Origin of the sequence: Paractinoplanes globisporus DSM 43857 (assembly GCF_000379645.1) — a bacterium.
Classification (GTDB): Bacteria; Actinomycetota; Actinomycetes; order Mycobacteriales; family Micromonosporaceae; genus Actinoplanes; species Actinoplanes globisporus.
On the sequence record NZ_KB903319.1, the window covers coordinates 74,102 to 94,936 of the forward strand.

Genomic DNA, 20,835 nt, shown 5'->3' on the forward strand with positions numbered 1-20,835 from the left:
TCCGAGGTCTTCGGCGGGCCTGACAGGCTAGGACCTTGTGACTGCCTCTGAAGACCTCGCGCGGCGCGTCCGCGACGTGAGCCGCCTGACCGGCGAGTTCGTCCTGCGTTCGGGCCGGATCGCCGACGAGTATTTCGACAAGTACCAGTTCGAGGCCGACCCTGCGCTGCTCGACCAGCTGGCCGAGCGGATGGCGGTGCTGATCCCGGAGGGCACCGAGGTGCTGGCGGGGCTCGAGATGGGCGGGATCGCGGTGGTGACCGCGCTCGCCCGGCACGCGAAGCTGCCCACCGCGTTCGTGCGCAAGCAGGCCAAGCAGTACGGCACGGCCCGGCTGGCCGAGGGCGCCGAGGTGGCCGGCCGGCGGGTGCTGGTGGTCGAGGACGTGGTCACGTCGGGCGGCCAGGTGGTGATCTCCACCGGCGAGCTGCGCAAGCTCGGCGCGCACGTGGACCACGCGCTCTGCGTGATCGACCGTCAGGAGGGCGGCACGGCCGCGCTGGCCGCCGAGGGCATCACGCTGCGGGCGCTGCTGACCCGGGAGGATCTGTCCTAGAGGTTATTTGATCTCGGCGGCCAGCAACTCGGCTATCTGCACCGTGTTCAGCGCGGCGCCCTTGCGCATGTTGTCACCCGTGATGAACAGGTCGAGGGCCCGCGGGTCGTCCATGGCCCGCCGGATGCGGCCGACCCAGGACGGGTCGGTGCCGACCGCGTCGATCGGCATCGGGAACTCGCCGGCCTCGGGGTCGTCGACCAGGATCACGCCGGGCGCGTTCCGCAGCACCTGGCGGGCGCCGTCGGCGTCGACCTCGGAGCCGAAGACCGCGTGCACGGCGATCGAGTGGCCGGTCACCACCGGCACGCGGACGCAGGTGGCCGAGACCTTGAGCGCCGGAATCCCCAGGATCTTGCGGGACTCGTTGCGCAGCTTGAGCTCCTCGGACGACCAGCCGAGCGGGGCGATCACGCCCGACCACGGCACCACGTTCAGCGCGAGCGGCGCCGTGAACGGACCGAGGTCGTCGCCGACGGCCTGGCGCACGTTGCCCGGGCGGGAGCCGAGCAGCCGGTCGCCGGCCACCTTGGTGAGCTGGTCGTGCAGGGTGTCGACGCCGATCTGACCGGCGCCCGAGGCGGCCTGGTAGGAGGCGAGGACCAGTTCGCGCAGGCCGTACTCGCGGTGCAGCGGCGCAATCGCCATGATCATCGCCATCACCGTGCAGTTGGCGTTGGCGACGATGCCGCGCGGGCGGTCGGCCAGCGCGTCCTTGTTGACCTCGGGCACCACCAGCGGCACGTCCGGTTCCATGCGGAACGCGGCCGAGTTGTCCACCACCGTGACACCGCGCGACGTGGCGACCGTCGCCCACTCGAGCGACACCTCGTCGGGCAGGTCGAAGAGGGCCACGTCGACGCCGTCGAAGGCCTCGGGCGTCAGTTCCCGCACGACCAGCTGCTCGCCGCGGCAGGTCAGCTGCTTGCCGGCCGAGCGCGCGGAGGCGAGCAGCCGGATCTCCCCCCAGACGTTGCGCCGGGAGGTCAGCAGCTCGAGCATGACCGTGCCGACGGAGCCGGTGGCCCCGACGACGGCGAGCGTGGGCTGCGCCATCGGATCGCTACCGGCCGGTGCCCGCGTAGACCACCGCCTGCTCGCCGCCGCCGAGCTCGAACTGGTCGTGCACGGCGCGGACGGCGGTGTCGAGGTCGCTGTCGCGGCAGACGACGGAGACCCGGATCTCCGAGGTGGAGATCATCTCGATGTTCACGCCGGCCTCGCCGATGCAGGCGAAGAACGACGCGGCCACACCGGGGTGCGACCGCATGCCGGCGCCGATCAGCGAGACCTTGCCGACGTGGTCGTCGAAGAGCAGGCTCTTGAACTTGATCTGCTCCTTGATCCGGTCGAGCGCGGACATCGCGGTCGGGCCGTCCGCCTTCGGCAGGGTGAAGGAGATGTCGGTGCGGCCGGTGCCCTCGGTCGACACGTTCTGCACGATCATGTCGATGTTGATCTCGGCCTGAGCCACCGTGTTGAAGATGCGACCGGCGGCGCCGGGCTCGTCGGGCACGCCGACGATCGTGATCTTCGCCTCGCTGCGGTCGTGGGCAACCCCGGTGATCAGCGCAGACTCCACGTCAGGGTCCTCCATAGATCCGGTGACGAGCGTGCCTTCTTTGTTCGAGTACGAAGAGCGTACGTGGATGGGCACCTTGAAGCGCCGCGCGTACTCCACGCATCGCAACATCAGCACCTTCGCCCCGCCCGCGGCGAGCTCGAGCATCTCCTCGTACGTGATCTTCTTGATGTGCTTGGCGTCCGGCACGATCCGCGGGTCGGCGGTGAAGACGCCGTCCACGTCCGTGTAGATCTCGCAGACGTCGGCGTGCAGCGCGGCGGCCAGCGCCACCGCGGTCGTGTCCGAGCCGCCGCGGCCGAGCGTGGTGATGTCCTTGGTGTCCTGCGAGACGCCCTGGAAGCCGGCCACGATCGCGATCGCGCCCTCGTCGAGCGCCGAGCGCAGGCGGCCGGGGGTGACGTCGATGATCCGGGCCCTGCCGTGCACCGAGGTGGTGAGCACGCCGGCCTGGGAGCCCGTGTACGACCGGGCCTCGTACCCGAGGTTGTGGATCGCCATGGCGAGCAGCGCCATCGAGATGCGCTCGCCGGCGGTCAGCAGCATGTCGAGCTCGCGTCCCGGCGGCAGCGGGCTGACCTGGTTGGCCAGGTCGAGCAGCTCGTCGGTGGTGTCGCCCATCGCGGACACCACGACGACCACGTCGTCGCCGGCCTTGCGGGCGGACACGATGCGTTCCGCCACCCGCTTGATGCGCTCGGCGGTCGCGACGGACGAGCCACCGTATTTCTGCACCACCAGTGCCACGAGTAACCATTCCTTCGACATGAACACCGGCGGCGCCGGTCAGGACAATCCCAATCACACTAGCCGCGCCCCTCTCAAAGGCCGAGAGGCGATCCCAGATTTCGGCCCCCGGCCGCGACACGCCAGCGGTTGACGACGACCGGTTCGGCCCGTGGAGGCGAGAATGTCTCGGTGCGCCCACGCTCCCTGGCTTTGTCCGCGTCGGCCGCCGCGCTGCTGACGCTGGCGGTCGCGTCGGGCTGCGACGGGAGCGCGCCCGCCACCGATCCGACGTCGACGGCCTCGCTGCCGCCGGCGGGCGGGGACGACGGAAATGACGCGCGCGACGACCTGGTCGCCCGGGCCACGCTGGCCCAGGACAAGGCGTACGCGGCGCTCTACACGCTCACCGAGGACGGCAACGGCCGGCAGCACAACGTGGTCGCCTCGATCGCGGCGGACGGTTCGTGGCGGGTGGACGTCAGCGACGCGATGCTCGGCGACACCACGGACGTGTCGATCGTCTCGACGGCGGCCGGGGTCTTCCAGTGCACGGTCTCGTCTCCGACCAACCCCATAACCCCTTCTTGCGTACGCGTGGCAGACCCCGGGAAGAAGGTTCCCAAGGACAACTCCCCGCAGGTCGAGCGACTGTTCCGGCAGTGGCTGCCGGTCTTCACCGACCGGCAGTCGGCGCTGTCCGTGACCGAGGTCGAGCCCCTGCAGGGCGCCCAGGGCACCTGCTTCTCGATCGACTCGATCTCGGCCTCGCTCAAGGCCCCGGTCGACGTGGGCATCTACTGCTACGCCCAGGACGGCGTGCTGACCGCGGCGCGTGTCGACTTCGGCCTGCTCAAGCTGGTCAGCCAGGTCGCCGGCCCGGCCACCGTCGCGCTGCCCGGCACGGTCGTGCCCGGCCCGGCGATGGGCACCGACAGCGTGCCCGACGTTCTCCCGTCGTCCGGCGCATCGTCACCGGCCTGACTCCGGCATCCCACGATCCGGGCGTAGAGTTAGTCCCGTCCGAGTTGATCACGTAGGGTGATTCCGACATGTGGCATGCACTCCTCCTTCGTTGCCGCGACGAGGCCCCATCCCAGGCCGGCACCTCGTCGCGGAGTTGACGCGCGCCGCCTGCTCGCCTCGATTTCGTTTGGAGCAAGCCCACATGTCCACCGACAACGACCCCTTTGCCGCGCAACGTTCAAGCGCGATGCCCTTCCAGCGGTACAAGCCCTACGGCCAGCAGTTCACGGTCGACCTGCCCGACCGCCAGTGGCCGACTCGGCACGTCGAGACCGCCCCGCGCTGGTGCGCGGTCGACCTGCGCGACGGCAACCAGGCCCTGATCGACCCGATGTCCCCCGAGCGCAAGCGGCGCATGTTCATGCTGCTGGTCCAGATGGGATACAAGGAGATCGAGGTCGGCTTCCCGGCCGCGTCGCAGACCGACTTCGACTTCATCCGGCAGCTCATCGAGCAGGACCTGATCCCCGACGACGTCACCGTCCAGGTGCTGACGCAGTGCCGCGAGCACCTGATCGAGCGCACCTTCGAGTCGCTGCGCGGCGCCAAGCGGGCGATCGTCCACTTCTACAACTCGACCTCGGTGCTGCAGCGCCGGGTGGTCTTCGGGCTGGACAAGGCCGGCATCACCGACATCGCCACGAGCGGCGCCCGGTTCTGCCAGAAGTACGCGGAGATCTACACGCCCGACACCGAGATCTTCTACGAGTACTCCCCCGAGTCGTACACCGGCACCGAGCTGGAGTACGCGCTGGAGATCTGCTCGGCGGTCATCGACGTGATCGACCCGACCCCGGCCCGGCCGCTGATCATCAACCTGCCGGCCACGGTCGAGATGGCCACCCCCAACGTGTACGCGGACTCCATCGAGTGGATGCACCGCCACCTGCCCCGGCGCGACTCCGTGGTGCTGTCGCTGCACCCGCACAACGACCGGGGCACCGGCGTGGCGGCCGCCGAGCTGGGCCTGCTGGCCGGCGCCGACCGCATCGAGGGCTGCCTGTTCGGCAACGGCGAGCGCACCGGCAACGTCGACCTGGTGACCCTGGGCCTGAACATGTTCTCGCAGGGCATCGACCCGATGATCAACTTCACGCAGATCGACGAGATCAAGCGCACCGTCGAGTACTGCAACCAGCTGCCGGTGCACGAGCGCCACCCGTACGTGGGCGACCTGGTCTACACCTCGTTCTCCGGCTCGCACCAGGACGCGATCAACAAGGGCTTCGCCTGGCTGAAGTCCGACGCCGACGAGGCGGGCGTACCGGTCGACGAGTTCGTCTGGGGCGTGCCCTACCTGCCGATCGACCCCAAGGACGTGGGCCGCAGCTACGAGGCGGTCATCCGGGTCAACTCGCAGTCCGGCAAGGGCGGCGTGGCGTACATCATGAAGGAGGAGCACAACCTCGACCTGCCGCGACGGCTGCAGATCGAGTTCTCCGGCGTGGTGCAGCACCACACCGACGAGGAGGGCGGCGAGGTCTCCCCGCAGCAGATGTGGGACATCTTCGCGGCGGAGTACCTGATCGAGCACCAACTCTCCACCGCCTTCAAGATCGAGGGCTACAGCACGGCCACCGTGGACGGCAAGGTCGAGATCGACGTCGAGGTCTTCCACCGCGGCGTGCGCCGTCCGCTCGTCGGCCTGGGCAACGGCCCGATCGACGCGTTCCTGCAGGCCGTCGCGCCGCTGGGCATCCAGGCCCGGCTGCTGGACTACAACGAGCACGCGCTGACCGCGGGCGGGGACGCACAGGCCGCGGCCTACGTCGAGCTGGAGGTCGGGGACCGCACGGTGTGGGGCGTCGGAATAGACGCCAACATCGTCAGCGCCTCGATCAAGGCCGTTACCAGCGCCATCAACCGCGGACGCTGACCGGGACGTCCCGCGCGCCGTGACCGCGGCGCGCGGGATGATCCACTCACGGGTGTCCGACTCGGGCAGACCGGACGGGGCGCACTTAGGCTGAACGGGTGCCCCCTCGTACTCGTCAATGGACAGTCCTCCTCGCCGCCGCCGCTGCACTCAGCCTGACCACCGCCTGCGATGGCGTCACGATCGACACCGGCGCGGCCCCCGGCGCCTCCACCACCGCTACCGGCAGGACGAGCACGGGCAACGCCGGCGCCCAACTCGACAAGCTGGTCGTGGCCAAGGCCGGCTCGATGAAGGGCTACAGCCGGGAGAAGTTCCCGCACTGGCGCACGACCGGCGACAACTGCGACGTCCGGGACTCGGTGCTCAAGCGCGACGGCACGAAGGTGAAGCTCTCCGGCTGCAACGTGGTGGCCGGCACCTGGAAGAGCGTCTACGACGGAAAGACGCTGACCTCGCCGACGCAGGTGGACATCGACCACGTGGTGCCGCTGGCGAACGCGTGGCGCTCGGGCGCCTCGTCGTGGACCACCGACAAGCGCGGTGACTTCGCGAACGACCTGGACGATCCCCAGTTGGTCGCGGTGTCGGCGACGTCCAACCGCTCGAAGGGCGACCAGGACCCGTCGACCTGGAAACCGACGGATACCAGCAGCTGGTGTGGGTATGCAGAAGACTGGATCGCGGTGAAGACCCACTGGAAGCTCACGGTCACCACCGCCGAGAAGTCCGCACTCGCCGACATGCTGGAGAAATGCTCATGAGCGAACCAGCCCCGAGCACGAAGATCACCGCCGGACCGGGCGGGGTGATGACCGACGAGGTCGGCGTCATCACCGGAGACCTGACGCTGCGCACCGAGACGTCGGGCAACGACGTCACGGTGCGCGTGCAGTATTTCGAGGCCGATGAGTGGTACACGGTCACCGGCGGCAAGACCACGGTGAAGGACCCCGCCGACTCGGCGGCCGTGCATCAGATCGCGGTCGGCCTGCTCAACCGGCCCGAGGGCTGATCTTCCGCGTGGCGGCGGCGCCGGGTTCCGGCGCCGCCGCTCTCGCTTACGCGGGTGAGGCCGCGGGCCGGCGGCCCGCCACGATGTCCTCGTTGACCACCGGGAAGTGGCACGCCGTGAGGTGGCTCGCCGGGTCCTGCATGCGCGTGACCAGCGGGGGCTCCTCCGTGGCGCAGATGTCCTGGGCCTTCCAGCAGCGGGTGCGGAAGCGGCATCCGGACGGCGGGTTGATCGGGCTGGGCACGTCGCCGGTGAGCAGCACGCGCTCGCGCTGCGCGCGATCGCGCCGGGCCGGGTCAGGCACCGGGACCGCAGACATGAGGGCGACGGTGTACGGGTGGCGCGGGTTCTTGTAGAGGTCGTTGCGCTCGGCGATCTCCACCACCTTGCCGAGGTACATCACCGCGACCCGGTCCGAGATGTGCCGGACCACCGACAGGTCGTGCGCGATGAAGACGAAGGTCAGGTCGAACTCGCTCTGCAGGTCGTCGAGCAGGTTGACGACCTGCGCCTGGATCGACACGTCCAGCGCCGACACCGGCTCGTCCGCGATGATCATCTTGGGCCGCAGCGCGAGCGCGCGGGCGATACCGATGCGCTGGCGCTGACCGCCGGAGAACTCGTGCGGGTACCGGTTGTAGTGCTCGGGGTTGAGCCCGACCAGCTCCAGCAGCTCCTGCACGGCCTTCTTGACGCCCTGCGGGGTCGGCATGTTCTGGATCTGCAGCGGCGCCGCGATGATCGAGCCGACCGTGTGCCGCGGGTTCAGCGACGAGTACGGGTCCTGGAAGATCATCTGGACGTCGCGGCGGAGGGGTCGCATCTGGGCCGTGGACTTGTGCGAGATGTCCTGGCCCTCAAAGATGATCTTGCCGCCGGTCGGCTCGAGGATCCGGCTGAACAGCCGGCCGGTGGTCGACTTGCCGCAGCCGGACTCGCCGACCAGGCCCAGCGTCTCGCCGGCCCGCACCTGCAGGTCGACGCCGTCGACCGCGCGCACGTCGCCGACCTTGCGCTTGAACAGGCCCTTCGTGATCGGGAAGTGCTTCTCCAGCCCCATCACCTCGAGCAGGTTCTCACTCATGTTTCATCAACTCCGCTCAGAGGTTCGGTAGCACATCCTGCTGGAAGATCGTCTTGCGATCTTCCGCGGGCAGGTGGCAAGCGACCAAGTGCCCGGCGCCGGTGCCGACTCCCGCCTCGCGGAGAACCGGCACGTCGGTGAAGGACCGGTTGCCGTTGCGGCCCGCGTACGGGCAGCGCGGGTTGAAGGCACAGCCGTCGGGCAGATTGATCAGGCTGGGCGGGGAGCCCTTGACCGGGATGAGCCGCTCGCGCACGTCGCGGTCCAGGCGCGGCATCGAGCCGAGCAGACCCCAGGTGTACGGATGCTGCGGCGTCCGGAAGACGTCGAGCGCCGAACCCTTCTCGACGACCTTCCCGCCGTACATGACCAGGACGTCGTCGGCGAGCTCGGCCACCACGCCCAGGTCGTGGGTGATCATGATGACCGCCGAGCCGAACTCCTCCTGGAGGTCGCGGATCAGGTCGAGGATCTGCGCCTGCACGGTGACGTCCAGCGCGGTGGTCGGCTCGTCCGCGATCAGCAGCGCCGGGTCGTTGACCAGCGCCATCGCGATCATGGCGCGCTGCCGCATGCCGCCCGAGAACTGGTGAGCGTAGTCGTGGAACCGGCGATCCGGCTGCGGGATGCCGACCCGGGCGAGCATGTCGATGGCCCGCTCGCGGGCGACCTTCTTGGTCACCCCGGGGTGGTGCACCCGGTACGCCTCGACGATCTGCGACCCGACCGTGAAGTACGGGTGCATCGCGCTCAGCGGGTCCTGGAAGATCATGGACATCTTGCCGCCGCGCAGGAGCCGCACCTTCTCGTCGGTGGCGGTGACCAGTTCATCGTCGTCGAACCAGATCTCGCCGGCGACCTTGGCGTTGCTGCGAGTGCGGTGCAGGCCGAGCAGCGCCAGCGAGGTGACGCTCTTGCCGGAGCCGGACTCGCCGACGATGCCGAGCGTCTTGCCCTTCTCCAGCGAGAAGGTCGAGCCGGTCACGGCCTGGACGATGCCGTCGTCGGTCTCGAACCGGACGGTGAGGTCCTTGACCTCGAGGAACGGTCGCGGGGTGGGGGCGCCGATGGACAACGTGGCCTCCTCAGCCCAACCGCACACGCGGGTCGATGACGCCGTAGAGCAGGTCGACGATCAGGTTGGCGATGACGATGAAGGTCGCGGCGAACAGCGTCACGCCGAGGATGACCGGCAGGTCGCTCTGGCGGATGCCGTTGAGTGCGTAATAGCCGAGGCCGCGCAGGTTGTAGACGGCCTCGGTGAGAACGGCGCCGCCGAGCAGCGCGCCGAGGTCCAGACCGAAGACGGTGACCAGGGGGGTCAGGCCGGAGCGCAGACCGTGCTTGCCGATGACGGCCCGTTCGCGCAGGCCCTTGGCTCGGGCCGTACGGATGTAGTCCTCGCCCAGTGTCTCGAGCATGTTGGCCCGGGTGAGCCGGGCATAGGTCGCCGCGAACAGGAACGCGAGCGTGATCCAGGGCAGGATCAGGCCGGTGAACCAATGCCATGGATTGTCGAAGAACGGTGTGAAGCTGGGGTTGGGGAAGCCCAGCCAGTACACGAAGATGCTCAGCGACAGCAGACCGGTGAAGTAGATCGGGAGCGAGACGCCGGCCAGCGCCACCGTCATCACCGATCTGTCCCAGATCGTGCCGCGCCGAAGTGCGGAGATGACGCCGAAGGAGACGCCCATCAGCACCCACAGCACGGCGGCGCCGATGGCCAGCGAGACGGTGACCGGGAGGGCGTCGATCAGCAGCGGCCACACCTCCTGGCTGGTCTTGAAGGAGTAGCCGAGGCAGGGCGCCGAGCAGTGCGTGATGTCCGCGCCGCTGACGTAGTCGCGGCCGAACACCAGGCCCTTGAGGAATTTGCCGTACTGCACGATGACCGGGTCGTTGAACCCGAACTTCTCCCGGATGCCCGCGATCGCCGCCGGGTCGGCCTGCTTGCCGACGTACAGCAGCGCGGGGTCACTTCCGGTCGCCTTGGGCACCAGGAAGAAGACGCAGAAGGTCACGAAGGTGACCACGATCAGCGTCAGGACGGCATTGATCAGCCGCCGAATGAGATAAGCCAGCACGACTCTCGGCCGAGGACCGGGCGGGCGCCGAGTTCTTGCGAACTCGGCCCCCGCCCGGAGGGGGCGGCCTTCACCTGCCCTTCGTTCTACCCGTGGTTGCTACAGCGACCGGGTACTTGTTACTTGCCGTCGCTGACGCCGAGCGACGCGAAGTCCACCATGGCCAGGCCCTGGTGGAAGTACACGTTCGTCAGCCGCGGGTTGTAGTAGTTGAGCGCCTTGTCGAAGACGAAGGGCACGAAGTAGTCGCCCTCCATGACCTTCTCGTTGGCCTGCTTGTAGTCATCGGCCGCCGCGTTCGCGTCCTTCTCGGACAGACCCTTGGTGAACAGGTCGTTGATCGCGGGGTCGTTGATCTCGGGCAGGTTGTAGTTGCCGGACGGAGCGATGAACTTGCCCATCGCGATCGGCGCCAGGTAGCCGTAACCGGTCGGGAAGTCAGCACCCCAGCCGGAGATCATGATGCCGAGACCCTTGGCCTTGACCACCGACGGCGAGCCGACAACCGTGCCGACGTCCTTACCGTCGTACTGGAAGATGTCGGCGTTGATGCCGACGGCCTTCAGCGCCGCCTGGAGGGCGGTCGCCGTGGCGACCTCGGCCGGCTTGTTGTTCCGGACCGCGATCTTGGTGCTGAAGCCGGTCGGCTTGCCACAGGCCTGCAGAGCGGCCTTGGCCTTGTCGATCTGCGGCTTGCCCTGGGCGCGACCGTACGGGTCGTACTTCGGGTCCGAGCCGAGGATGTTCGGCGGCAGCATGTTGGTGGCGATGTCGCCACCGGCGATCGGGCCACCGCGAGCGGTCTGCAGCGTCGTCGGGTCGGACGCGTAGATGACCGCCTTGCGGCACTCGGCGTTGTCAAGCGGGGCGACCGTGGTCGCGAGGGCCGCGTACCGGATGAAGCCGTTGTTCGGGTTGTACGCGGTCTGCTTGAGCTTGTCGTTCGTCAGGATCTGGGTGCGGGCCTGGGTCTGCACACCACTCTGGCTCGCGTCCAGGTCGGCCGTGCCGGCGATCAGACGGGCGTCCATGTCGTCGGCGTTGGTCGTGATCGTGAGAACGATCTTGTCCGGGAGCTGCTTGCGGTTCGGGTCGGTCGCCGGGTCCCAGTTGGGGTTCTTGACCAGGGTCGCGCCCTTGCCGGGCTGCACGCTCTCGAACATGTACGGGCCCGAAGAGGCCGGCTTGAGCGCGTACTTGTCGCCCGTGTCCCGCTTCTGCGGAATCGGGGAACCACCCGGGAGCGCCAGCTCGTACGGGAAGTTCGCGTTCGCCGCCTGCAGGTGGAAGACGATCGTCGAGTCGTCAGGCGTCTCGACGGTCTTCAGACCCAGCTTGTTCGGGTCCTTGTCCTTGTACGGGCCGGGGTACTTCTGGCCGCCGTCCAGCTCCTGCATCAGGTACAGCGGGCCGTTGGGCAGAACGTCCTGCGCGAAGATGCGCTCGATGCCGTACTTGATGTCCTTCGAGGTGATCGGCGAGCCATCGTCGAACTTGATGCCGCTCTTCAGCTTGAAGGTGTACGTCTTGCCATCAGCGCTGACCTCCGGCGCCGCCTGGGCCAGGTCGGGCGACAGGATCAGACCGTCCTTGCCGGGCTTCGGCGTGTAGGTCATCAGGGTCCGGCTGTAGAGCCGGTTCATGTCGATCGTCCAGGCGTAGTACGAGATCGCCGGGTCGAACGAGTCGGCGTCCTGTGGGCTCCACAGGTTGAGCGTGCCGCCCTTCTTGTCGCTCGCGTTGACCACCTGGGTCGCGGCGGCGTTGAAGGAAGCCCCGTTGGTCGAACTGTTGTTGTCACCCTTGTTGTCATCCGAGCCGCCACCGCATGCGGCGGTCAGCCCCAATGTGAGAGCGGCCGCGGAGGCCACCATCACTTTCGTCTTTCCTGCCACCAAAACTCCTACCTCCTAGAACGGCGACCTTTGCGGGGTGTCGCCGAGATTCATGCGATGAAACCGCTTCGGGTTCCTGTCGTCGTCAATGCGCCTTCGGGTCCAACGCGTCGCGAAGGCCATCGCCGAACAGGTTGAAGGCCAGCACGGTGATGAAGATCATCGCGCCGGGGATAATCATGAACATCGGGTCGTACCGATAGAACTGAAGCGCGTCCGAGAGCATGCCACCCCAGGACGGGTACGGCGGCGGGATACCGACGCCGAGGAAGCTCAACGCGGCCTCGGTGAGGATGTTGGTCGGGATGATCAGCGTCGTGTAGACGAGGATCGGCGCCGCAAGGTTCGGCAGCATCTCACGGAAAAGGATGCGGGGCGAGCGCGCGCCCAGGCTGCGTGAGGCCTCGACGAACTCGCGCTCGCGCAGGGAGAGCGTCTGGCCGCGGACGATGCGCCCGATGTACGGCCAGCCGAAGAACCCGATGACCGCGACCAGGACGAGGACCCGGGACCAGCGTGGACCGAGTCCGAACGAGGTGGGCGGCAGCACGGAGACCAGCGCGATCGAGAAGAGCAGCTGCGGGAACGCGAGCAGGAAGTCCATGATGCGGCTGACGATCGAGTCGACCCAGCCGCCGACGAAGCCGGCGGTCATGCCGAACAGCACGCCGAGGATCGTCGAGAGGAAGGCCGACAGGAAGGCGACGGTCAGCGTCGTCTGGGCGCCGTACACGATCCGGCTGAAGATGTCCCGGCCGTTCACCGGCTCGACGCCGAGGATGTAGTCCTTCGAGATGCCGCCGAGGTGACCGAGCGGCAGGCCGAGCGTCGGGTCGATCTTCTCGTTGTGGTACTCGTCGAACGGGTGCCCGAACAGCTTGATCAGCAGTGGCGCGATGATCGCGATGAAGATCAGGACGAGGATGACGATCCCGCCGCCGACCGCAACCCGGTCCTTCTTGAGGCGGCGCCAGGCGATCTGCCTCAGCGATCGACCAGCGATTGCTTTCTCGCCGGCAGTTCGTTCCACAGCCGCGTCGTCGGTGGGCGCCACGATCTCATCGGAGATTGGCGCCTCCGGGCCAAGCGACATCAGCGCCGGTCCTCTCCCGGATGTCCGGGACGAAACGGGGCGCTCACGGCCAGCGGCACGCCGAATTGGCGGCGGGCCGTAGGCGATGGCTCCCGCAGCGTCCGGCAACCGATCGGTTGTCTCATGCCTCGAGTGCCGACCCTCGTCGCGACGGTCAGATGAGTCCGCGCCACGAAGGCACTCGACGGCGGTGGTGCCGCCATCGCAAGGAACATTCACCTAATGTGGTGCCTCGGTCAAGTTCACGGACCGCACCCGGACGGTTCCGTGTCTCCCTCGTGATGTGGCTGTGACCTAAGGCACCGACCAAACGGAAACTACCGCGTCAGAAGGCCTGCATCCAGCTAATCCGGACTAAATCACTAGCATGGCGTCACGGGTGGATTACGCGACGTAGATCTATACGGCCCGACGCCCCTCGAACGCCCGACCGAGTGTTATCTCGTCGGCGTACTCGAGGTCGCCGCCCACCGGAAGTCCACTGGCCAAACGGGTGACTTTAATACCCATCGGTTTGACCATGAGTGCCAGATAGGTAGCCGTGGCCTCACCCTCGGTATTGGGATCTGTGGCGAGAATCAACTCGTGAACCTCGCCGGTTCCGAGACGTAGCAGCAGCTCACGGATGCGGAGGTTGTCCGGCCCGACGCCCTCCAGCGGGTTGATCGCGCCGCCGAGCACGTGGTACCGCCCGCGGAACTCACCGGTCCGCTCGATCGCCACCACGTCCTTCGGCTCCTCGACCACACAGAGCACTTCACTGGTACGACGAGGGTCGCGGCAGACCCGGCACTGCTCGGACTCGGCCACGTTGAAGCAGGTCGTGCAGAAACGGACCAGCTCCTTCACCTTGCGCAGCGCGGTGGCGAGCCGATTGACGTCCGCCGGGTCGGCCGAGAGGACGTGGAACGCGATCCGCTGGGCGCTCTTGGGTCCGACACCCGGGAGCCGCCCCAGCTCGTCGATCAGGTCCTGGATGGCGCCTTCGTACACGTGATCAGAACCCCGGGAGGCCGAGGCCGCCCATGCCGCCGGTGACGGGCCCCATCTTCGCCTCGGTGAGCTCCCGCTGCTCCTCGGCCGCGTTCCGAATCGCCGCGATCACCAGGTCTTCCAGCGACTCGATGTCCTCCGGGTCGACCGCCTTGGGATCGATCCGCACCGACTTGACCTCACCGAGCCCCGTCATGACCACGCTGACCAGCCCACCGCCGGCGCTGCCGGTGACCTCGGCCGCAGCCAGCTCGGCCTGCGCCTGAGCAACCTGCTGCTGCATCTTCTGCGCCTGCTGCATGATCTGCTGCATGTTCGGCTGTCCACCGGGCCGCATGCCCCGCTCCTAAGCTAGAAAGGTCCCAAATCCTGACCGCCGTCGATACCCACCCGGCCGTCCACATCAATCGCCGCCCAGCGTAGCCGCCCCACAGCCCCCACCCACCACAAGCCACCCACGCCGAGCGGCGCCCGCTCCCACCACCAATCGGCCTCAGGCAGGCGCGTGGCGCAAGCGCTGACGGCACCGGCGCGTGGCGCGAGCGCTGACGGCACCGGCGCGTGGTGCTCGACCGTCGCGGCCCCGCACACCGCGGCGGATGCGGAGCCCGCTGCCACCCGGCGTCAGCTCTCGCCGATCTTCTCGGCGCCGAGCACCTCCTGCAGCAGCCGCATGGCCTGCTGCTCACTGCTCTCGCGGGCCGTCTTCTCGTCGATCACGTCGTCGAGCGGCTCATCGCCCGGGTCGAATCCCTCAAAGGCCGACCCCCCGCCGCGCGGTGGGCCATCGAACTCCGGGTCGTAGGGCGCCTCCTCGGTCGGCGACCCATCGCCCCAAGCCGACGTGGACCCGGACCCCGACGGTGCCGGAGCCGGCGCCGCCGTGGCCGACCGAGCGGCACCCTGACGGGCCGCAGCGGCCCTGGCAGCCGCAAGCCCGCCGCCGACCTGTGCATTGCGCGCAGCCCGCGCAGCAGCCGCCGCGCCCGCGCTGCTCGGCCCAGCACCACCACCCGGCACCGCGCCACCCGGCGTGACCCCACGACTCGGCGCGGAGCCACCCGGCGTGACACCTCCACCCGGCGTGACACCACCACTCGGCACGACGCCACCCGGCGCAGCACCACCCGGCGCAGCACCACCGGGCGCAGCACCACCCGGCGCAGCACCACCGGGCGCAGCACTACCAGGCGCGACACCACCGGGCGCGACACGACCCGGCACGACACCGCCCGGCGCGGAACCGCCGGGCGCGTTGTGGCCATCGGTGCGCCCCGCAGGGCCGCTGGCTGAATCGCCGCCCGTGGCCAACGTCGTGCCTGCGGTGACCGAGGACGGGACGCCGATCGGGGCCGCGAACTCGTCGTCAGGAACCGCGGCGGCGGTCGCATCGGGCCGGGGTGAGCCGGTCGACGTGCCGATCGGGCTGACCTCGGGCCAGTCCTCTTCCTCATCGTCAGCGAGGGGCGCGGCGGGGAGGGCCGCGCTGGTTGGGCCGCCCGGTTTGGCCGGCTCCGGCCAGTCGTCGTCGCCGGAGGACTTGGACTCGGTTTCCTGGCGGCGGCTCTGCGGCGGGCGGGCCGCGGCGGCATGAGCCTGCTGTGCGCCGGGCGCGGGCTGGGCAGTGCGGCCGGTGGCGGCGGGAGGCTCGTTGCGGGAGGCGTCGCGGGCGGAGGACGGCCCTGCCCCGTCGCCGGGGCGACCAGACGCGGAACGCGGCGCCGGCGCGGTCGGCGTAGCGGCGCCGTCGCCGGCGACCTCGCAGCGGATCTCCCACTGGCCGCCCAGCGCTTCGTAGAGCGCGTTCGACAACGCCGGGGCCTCCGGAGCGGCCATCTCGGCGTGCTTCGGGTAGCGGAAGGTCAGTACTACCGTCTGGCCGTTGAGGTCGCGTACCACCGCGTTGGACAGGAGCGCGGCCAGCCGCTTGCTGCGCCGGCCGATCGCGGTGAGGATCTCGGGCCAGACCTCACGCACCGCCGCCACGCTGAGCTGACCGGCGGGAGGCTCCACCGCGGCGGCACCCGGCTCCTCCGGGGCGTCCGGCAGAACCGCGCGGGGCATCGGCTGCCGCTCGGGCTGAGCGACCGCAGGCGGCCCAGCCACCGACGGCCCAGCCGCTGGAGGCTGAGCGGCCGCCGCGGGCTGCTCCGGCAGGACCGGCTCGGGGTGATGCTCGGGTGCGGCGTCGTAGACATCGGGCTCAGGCTCGTCATCCCACGGCGGTTCGTCGTCATAGTGATCCGGCTCGCGCGACGGAGCGGCAGGAGCGGCCACGGCTGACACCGGCGCAGAAACCGCGGGCGCGGGAGCTGCCGGCGCAGCGGTCGCCGAAGCCGGCTCAGCAGCAGGGGCAGGCGCGACAGGGGCCGCCGCAGGGGCAGGCGCGACAGGGGCCGCCGCAGGGGCCGTCTCAGCGGCAGGGGCAGGCGCGGCAGGGGCCGACTCAGCAGCAGGAGTCGGCGCGACAGGCGCCGCAGGGGCCGACTCAACAGCGGGGGCGACCTCCCCCGCGGGCCGCTTCACCGTTGCCGTCGGAGAGCGTCGACTGGCTGCCGCCGCGGCCGCCCGTGCCGCGGACAAACCGCCCCGGGAACCCCCGGCCGGATCTTCTCCGCCCGGTGCGGCGGCGACCGCGGGCGCTGCCGACGCGGCGGGAGCGGCCTCTTCGCGTACGGCCGGAAACTCACCACCCAGGGCGAGCCGCCGCTCCATGCGTTCCAGACGCTGCAGCAGGGCGCCCGTCGAATCGTCGGCGCCCGGCAGCAGCATGCGCGCCGTGATCAGCTCGAGCAGCAGACGGGGGGCGGTCGTGCCGCGCATGTCGACCAGGCCGGTGTGCACGATGTCGGCGCAGCGGGACAGCGTCGCCGGGCCCAGGCGGCCGGCCTGGGCGCTCATCGTTTCGAGCTGATCGGACGGGCCGTCGATCAGGCCCTTGGACACCGCGTCGGGCACCTGCTGCAGGACGATCAGGTCGCGGAAGCGCTCGAGCAGGTCGGAAGCGAAGCGGCGCGGATCGTGGCCGGCCTCGGCGACGCGGTCGATCGTCGAATACGCCGCTGCGCCGTCGCCGGCGGCCAGGGCGTCGCACATCTCGTCGATCAGGGTGACGTCGGTGACGCCGAGCAGGGCGACGGCCCGCGAGTACGACACTCCCTCGGGGCCGGCGCCGGCAATCAGCTGGTCGAGGACGCTCAGCGTGTCTCGTGCGCTGCCGCCGCCGGAGCGCACGACCAGCGGGAAGACGGCCGGCTCGACGTGGACGCCCTCGGCCTCGGTGAGCTGTTGCAGGTAGGGCCGGAGGATCGCCGGCGGGATCAGCCGGAACGGGTAGTGGTGGGTGCGCGAGCGGATGGTGCCGAGCACCTTTTCCGGCTCGGTGGTGGCGAAGATGAACTTGACGTACTCCGGCGGTTCCTCGACGAGCTTGAGCAGCGCGTTGAAGCCGGCCGACGAGACCATGTGCGCCTCGTCGATCACGTAGATCTTGTAGCGGCTGCTTGCGGGGGCGAAGAACGCCTTTTCCCGCAGGTCGCGGGCGTCGTCGACGCCGCCGTGGCTGGCCGCGTCGATCTCGATGACGTCGATCGAGCCGACGCCGTCGTTGGCCAGCGAGCGGCAGGACGCGCACACCCCGCACGGCTCGGGCGTGGGGCCCTGCTCGCAGTTGAGCGAGCGCGCCAGGATGCGGGCGCTCGACGTCTTGCCACAGCCGCGTGGGCCGGAGAAGAGATAGGCATGGTGCAACCGCCCGCTGCGCAGCGCCTGCGACAACGGCTCGGTGACGTGTTCCTGCCCGATGACCTCGGCGAACGTCCGTGGACGGTACTTGCGGTACAGAGCGAGTGCCACTACCCCTCCTCAACGACCGCGCCATTGTCCGTCGGGGGTACGACAAGAACCAAAAACAAGGGACCCCCCGTGCACCCGTCAGAGCCCGCTTATCCTTGCTGCCTTCCGGCCCTGGGGAGGTTCACGAGATACACGCCGCACGAGGGGCTGACCAAGAGCGTACCTGGCGCGCGAACCCGGCGAGCGCCGACCCGCACGCGACCGTGACGCCGGTTGTCTGTATCCTGGCCGACGGAGGATTCGCCTAGAGGCCTAGGGCGCACGCTTGGAAAGCGTGTTGGGTTAACACCCTCACGAGTTCGAATCTCGTATCCTCCGCCAGCGATCGCCGAAGGCCGGACCCAGCGTGTCCGGCCTTCTTGCTGCGCTCCCTCAGTCAATGCGTGGCGAGCGGCCGATCGTCGCCAGGCCGCGTCCGAGGAGCTTGAAGAGAACCTCGGCCGAGGCGCGCGTCGCGAACGACTTGTACCGGTCGTTCTTGCGCGGATCGGCGTGATCCGCGACGCCCTTGACGACGAGCCAGTACGGGACCTCGGCGCGGAACGCGGCGCTCGCGACGGTGGTCGCCTCCATCTCGATCGCGACGACGGTGCGCACGCCCCAGTTCGTCAACTGCCGCCACGTCACGCCGTCCTTCACGACGACGTTGCCGCTGGCCATCGGGCCGACCACGACCTGGAACGGCAGGCGACTCGGGCCGTGGACGTCGTCACAGATCACCCGCTCTATGTGCAGGCGCCCGGCTTCCGTCAATGACAGTCGCGCCCCATCGCGCGCGATCAGACCGCCGCCCTCCAGCGAACAGACGCAGGTCTTCCAGGTGTCTGCCGGAAAATACCTCTTCCGAGCCGGGTGCTTCGTCGGATCTTCCCTCGCGAGAAGTCGTTCCAGCAGCCACAGCGCCGCGTCGGACGGGCAGGCCTCGCCATAGCTCGGCAGATCGGCCGGGCACAGCTCCTGGGCCTCACGCACCCATCGGTCGACCAACATGAACTGCCGATGGTCTCCCTCGAAGGAATCCCACAAACGCTTTCCCTCGTCGTACGCGTACGTCATCTCCGCGACGATCACGTCACCGAGGGCAACGGCCTCGGGATTGCCCGCGCAGACACCGGCCATGGCCAGGCACTGTGGCTTCAGGCGTTCGACCAGCGTGGCGACGATCGGGGCGGTCGCAACACTCCCCATTCTCGTCGGCCGCGCGAGAGCAACCATGAACGAGGCGCCACCCTCGGTCGCGTACCGGCCGAGAAGGTACGGCGCCGAGGTGCCGAGATCATGCTCGTCCCAGTGCTCGATCCCGGGACCGCCGGCGCCGCTGGCCAGCCCCGCCTGCCGGGCCGCCTCGTACTCGGCCTGCATGGCGGTGATGATCAGAACGTCGACCTTGCCGCGTCCGGCCGGGCTTGACACACCCGGGCTAGTCGCATGTAAGGTTGCTCCGCGTGAAGCGCGAGACCGCGGGGCGGCGGCAGCCTGCGCGTGTCCGCTCAACGCTTGCGCCCTGGCGGTGTGACCAACCGGCGGCGTCGTAGGCTTCGCATCGGATTCCTTCCTTTGAGGGCAAGGGTCTACAGGCGGCACCCGGGGCTACGGGTGCCGCCTTCCCTTTGTGAGACAGCTCGAGATCCGTCCAGCGCGATCATGTGCAGCTGCACGTGCATTTGAGATTGCATCCTCAAGTGCTAGGCGCATGCTACTCACGCCGAACCGGGTTCGGGGGTAGCTGTCCGTAGCGTGTCCTCCGACGCCGCCCGCGGCCGATCAGAGCCCGCACAGCGGCCGACCGCCGAGCACACGTGCACTTTGGTCGCCGTACGGGATCGGCTTGGCTCTTTGGCCTGATCACCGCCATCGATACGGCCCGTGACCAAAAGAGCCGACAATTCAACTACCGATGCCCGACCGCTAGGTCGGTTAGCTGGGGCGCAATGACCGCACTACGCCTCGTGACGCACGTGATCCGCGTCACACCTCTGCCCGCTCATCAGTTTGGGCGACCCAGAGGGTCGCGCGCGAGACCGAGCCGGCGGCGCCGGGCCATTCGTCTCCGAGAGCACCTGGACGGCGGCTCGCGGTCAGAGCTGACCGGCGGCTATCGCGTCGTCGACCTCGGGGAAGATGGCGAAGTAGTGGCTCAGCCCGACCGTCTCCAGCAGGCGCTGCAGGAACTGGTTGGCGCCGGCGAAACTGAGCCAGCCGCCTCTCGCGGTGATCACCTGTTTACTCGTGATGAAGGTGCTCAGCCCGATCGAGTCGCAGAACTTGAGATCGGTGAGGTCGACGACGATCCGGGGAACGGGACGCTCCAGCAGATCGGTCAGCGTTGCGCGGAGCGTGGCGGCCGTGTCGGCGTCGAGCTCGCCCCTCAGATGCAGCACCGCGATGTCGCAGCGGTGGTCGGTGACAGTTGCCTGCATGGGTGAAACGTTAAATCTGTCCGGGTCTTTACTACCGGACAAGCGGTCCGATGCCCGACGACACGAAACGGGCCGTACCCCCGGAGGAGGTACGGCCCGTTCGGAAAATCGGCTGGCCGATGAGGTCAAGCAGGCGGCGCAGCCGGCCCAAGGCGCTTCAGATCTCGCGCCACTGCCAGCGTGGACCACGCCACGCGTCAGCCAGGATCATCGCGGAAGCGCGTCCTGGACAGTTCTGCACCTTTGACTTGCCGTCCGGACCGCCCATCTGAGCTTCAACTTCCCAGACGTTGCCGTCGGTGCGCACGAAGACGTCGCGGCGCGCAAGCCGGACGTCACCATTCCACCAGTGATGCTCAACTCTCACATGTCAAATCTAGGACAGTTCTCGGACATCGGCCTAGGGCAATCTTGTGAAAAGTTCTCACCAGCCGGTTGGAGCGCATTGTCTGATCCGGTGGATTTTGGCCGCGTGACTTGCGCAACAGTGGTCATATTAGGGCCGTCCTCCCACCGTGACTCTAGGTAATTGGTCCAGCTAGCACGGACCGCCTTCGGACGCCGAAACGACCGCGTTACGTGCACGACATCTGATCATGGAGAACACCCGAACGGTGGAGTGCCCGCTGG

Annotated in this window: 17 protein-coding genes, 1 tRNA gene, 1 other RNA gene and 1 pseudogene; 6 read left to right on the forward strand and 14 right to left on the reverse strand. The window is 68.7% G+C overall.

What is annotated here, in order from left to right; genetic code table 11:
* Positions 1-37 precede the first annotated feature (37 nt).
* Positions 38-556, forward strand: a complete 519-nt coding sequence (gene pyrE, locus A3CQ_RS0133010) for an orotate phosphoribosyltransferase (protein ID WP_026206475.1) — start codon at positions 38-40, stop codon at positions 554-556.
* A gap of 3 nt (positions 557-559) precedes the next feature.
* Here pyrE and A3CQ_RS0133015 read toward each other — a convergent pair whose 3' ends face one another.
* Together A3CQ_RS0133015 and A3CQ_RS0133020 are read right to left on the reverse strand one after the other, a co-directional pair.
* Positions 560-1,612, reverse strand: coding sequence for an aspartate-semialdehyde dehydrogenase (locus A3CQ_RS0133015; protein WP_020515227.1), 1,053 nt, complete (start codon positions 1,610-1,612; stop codon positions 560-562).
* A 7-nt stretch (positions 1,613-1,619) separates the two neighbouring features.
* The gene (locus A3CQ_RS0133020) at positions 1,620-2,885 is read right to left on the reverse strand and encodes an aspartate kinase (protein ID WP_020515228.1); all 1,266 of its coding nucleotides are present in this window, start codon (positions 2,883-2,885) and stop codon (positions 1,620-1,622) included.
* Positions 2,886-3,056: 171 nt separating this feature from the next.
* On the opposite strand from A3CQ_RS0133020, the gene A3CQ_RS0133025 reads away from it, so the two are divergent.
* The 4 genes from A3CQ_RS0133025 to A3CQ_RS0133040 all read left to right on the forward strand — a co-directional run bounded on the left by A3CQ_RS0133025 (position 3,057) and on the right by A3CQ_RS0133040 (position 6,781).
* On the forward strand, positions 3,057-3,848 hold the full coding sequence (locus A3CQ_RS0133025) for a hypothetical protein (protein ID WP_245577423.1): 792 nt from the start codon (positions 3,057-3,059) through the stop codon (positions 3,846-3,848).
* A 184-nt stretch (positions 3,849-4,032) separates the two neighbouring features.
* Positions 4,033-5,766, forward strand: coding sequence for a 2-isopropylmalate synthase (gene leuA / locus A3CQ_RS0133030; protein WP_026206476.1), 1,734 nt, complete (start codon positions 4,033-4,035; stop codon positions 5,764-5,766).
* Between the two features lie 98 nt (positions 5,767-5,864).
* Positions 5,865-6,530: an HNH endonuclease family protein gene (locus A3CQ_RS0133035; protein WP_020515231.1), complete on the forward strand. Its 666-nt coding sequence runs from the start codon at positions 5,865-5,867 to the stop codon at positions 6,528-6,530.
* Entirely contained in the window at positions 6,422-6,781 is a 360-nt protein-coding gene (locus A3CQ_RS0133040) for a hypothetical protein (RefSeq protein WP_370657632.1), read from the forward strand. The genes A3CQ_RS0133035 and A3CQ_RS0133040 overlap by 109 nt, the downstream gene beginning before the upstream one ends.
* Before the next feature lie 46 nt (positions 6,782-6,827).
* Here A3CQ_RS0133040 and A3CQ_RS0133045 read toward each other — a convergent pair whose 3' ends face one another.
* The 9 genes and pseudogenes from A3CQ_RS0133045 to ffs all read right to left on the reverse strand — a co-directional run bounded on the left by A3CQ_RS0133045 (position 6,828) and on the right by ffs (position 17,937).
* Positions 6,828-7,865, reverse strand: coding sequence for an ABC transporter ATP-binding protein (locus A3CQ_RS0133045; protein ID WP_020515233.1), 1,038 nt, complete (start codon positions 7,863-7,865; stop codon positions 6,828-6,830).
* Positions 7,866-7,881: 16 nt separating this feature from the next.
* Positions 7,882-8,940 carry an ABC transporter ATP-binding protein gene (locus A3CQ_RS0133050; RefSeq protein WP_020515234.1) on the reverse strand — a complete coding sequence of 353 codons (1,059 nt, stop codon included), beginning with the start codon at positions 8,938-8,940 and terminating at the stop codon, positions 7,882-7,884.
* Between the two features lie 10 nt (positions 8,941-8,950).
* Positions 8,951-9,949, reverse strand: coding sequence for an ABC transporter permease (locus A3CQ_RS0133055; protein WP_020515235.1), 999 nt, complete (start codon positions 9,947-9,949; stop codon positions 8,951-8,953).
* A gap of 119 nt (positions 9,950-10,068) precedes the next feature.
* Positions 10,069-11,844, reverse strand: coding sequence for an ABC transporter substrate-binding protein (locus A3CQ_RS0133060; protein ID WP_040433463.1), 1,776 nt, complete (start codon positions 11,842-11,844; stop codon positions 10,069-10,071).
* Positions 11,845-11,929: 85 nt separating this feature from the next.
* Positions 11,930-12,937: an ABC transporter permease gene (locus tag A3CQ_RS0133065; RefSeq protein ID WP_020515237.1), complete on the reverse strand. Its 1,008-nt coding sequence runs from the start codon at positions 12,935-12,937 to the stop codon at positions 11,930-11,932.
* A 399-nt stretch (positions 12,938-13,336) separates the two neighbouring features.
* Entirely contained in the window at positions 13,337-13,930 is a 594-nt protein-coding gene (recR, locus tag A3CQ_RS0133070; protein WP_020515238.1) for a recombination mediator RecR, read from the reverse strand.
* A gap of 4 nt (positions 13,931-13,934) precedes the next feature.
* Positions 13,935-14,243: a YbaB/EbfC family nucleoid-associated protein gene (locus A3CQ_RS0133075; protein WP_020515239.1), complete on the reverse strand. Its 309-nt coding sequence runs from the start codon at positions 14,241-14,243 to the stop codon at positions 13,935-13,937.
* 1,988 nt (positions 14,244-16,231) lie between these two features.
* A pseudogene (locus A3CQ_RS64265) lies at positions 16,232-17,785 on the reverse strand (DNA polymerase III subunit gamma and tau); the annotation flags it as partial.
* A gap of 55 nt (positions 17,786-17,840) precedes the next feature.
* An RNA gene (gene ffs / locus A3CQ_RS58530) (signal recognition particle sRNA small type) lies at positions 17,841-17,937 on the reverse strand.
* An 81-nt stretch (positions 17,938-18,018) separates the two neighbouring features.
* On the opposite strand from ffs, the gene A3CQ_RS0133085 reads away from it, so the two are divergent.
* Positions 18,019-18,106: transfer RNA gene (locus tag A3CQ_RS0133085), tRNA-Ser, on the forward strand.
* A gap of 51 nt (positions 18,107-18,157) precedes the next feature.
* Here the strand turns inward: A3CQ_RS0133085 and A3CQ_RS54930 are convergent.
* From A3CQ_RS54930 to A3CQ_RS59555, 3 genes are all read right to left on the reverse strand, one after another.
* Positions 18,158-19,198 carry a 5'-methylthioadenosine/S-adenosylhomocysteine nucleosidase family protein gene (locus tag A3CQ_RS54930; protein ID WP_020515241.1) on the reverse strand — a complete coding sequence of 347 codons (1,041 nt, stop codon included), beginning with the start codon at positions 19,196-19,198 and terminating at the stop codon, positions 18,158-18,160.
* A gap of 665 nt (positions 19,199-19,863) precedes the next feature.
* On the reverse strand, positions 19,864-20,205 hold the full coding sequence (locus A3CQ_RS0133095; protein ID WP_020515242.1) for an STAS domain-containing protein: 342 nt from the start codon (positions 20,203-20,205) through the stop codon (positions 19,864-19,866).
* Positions 20,206-20,362: 157 nt separating this feature from the next.
* On the reverse strand, positions 20,363-20,572 hold the full coding sequence (locus A3CQ_RS59555; protein WP_084699332.1) for a hypothetical protein: 210 nt from the start codon (positions 20,570-20,572) through the stop codon (positions 20,363-20,365).
* Between the last annotated feature and the right edge of the window lie 263 nt (positions 20,573-20,835).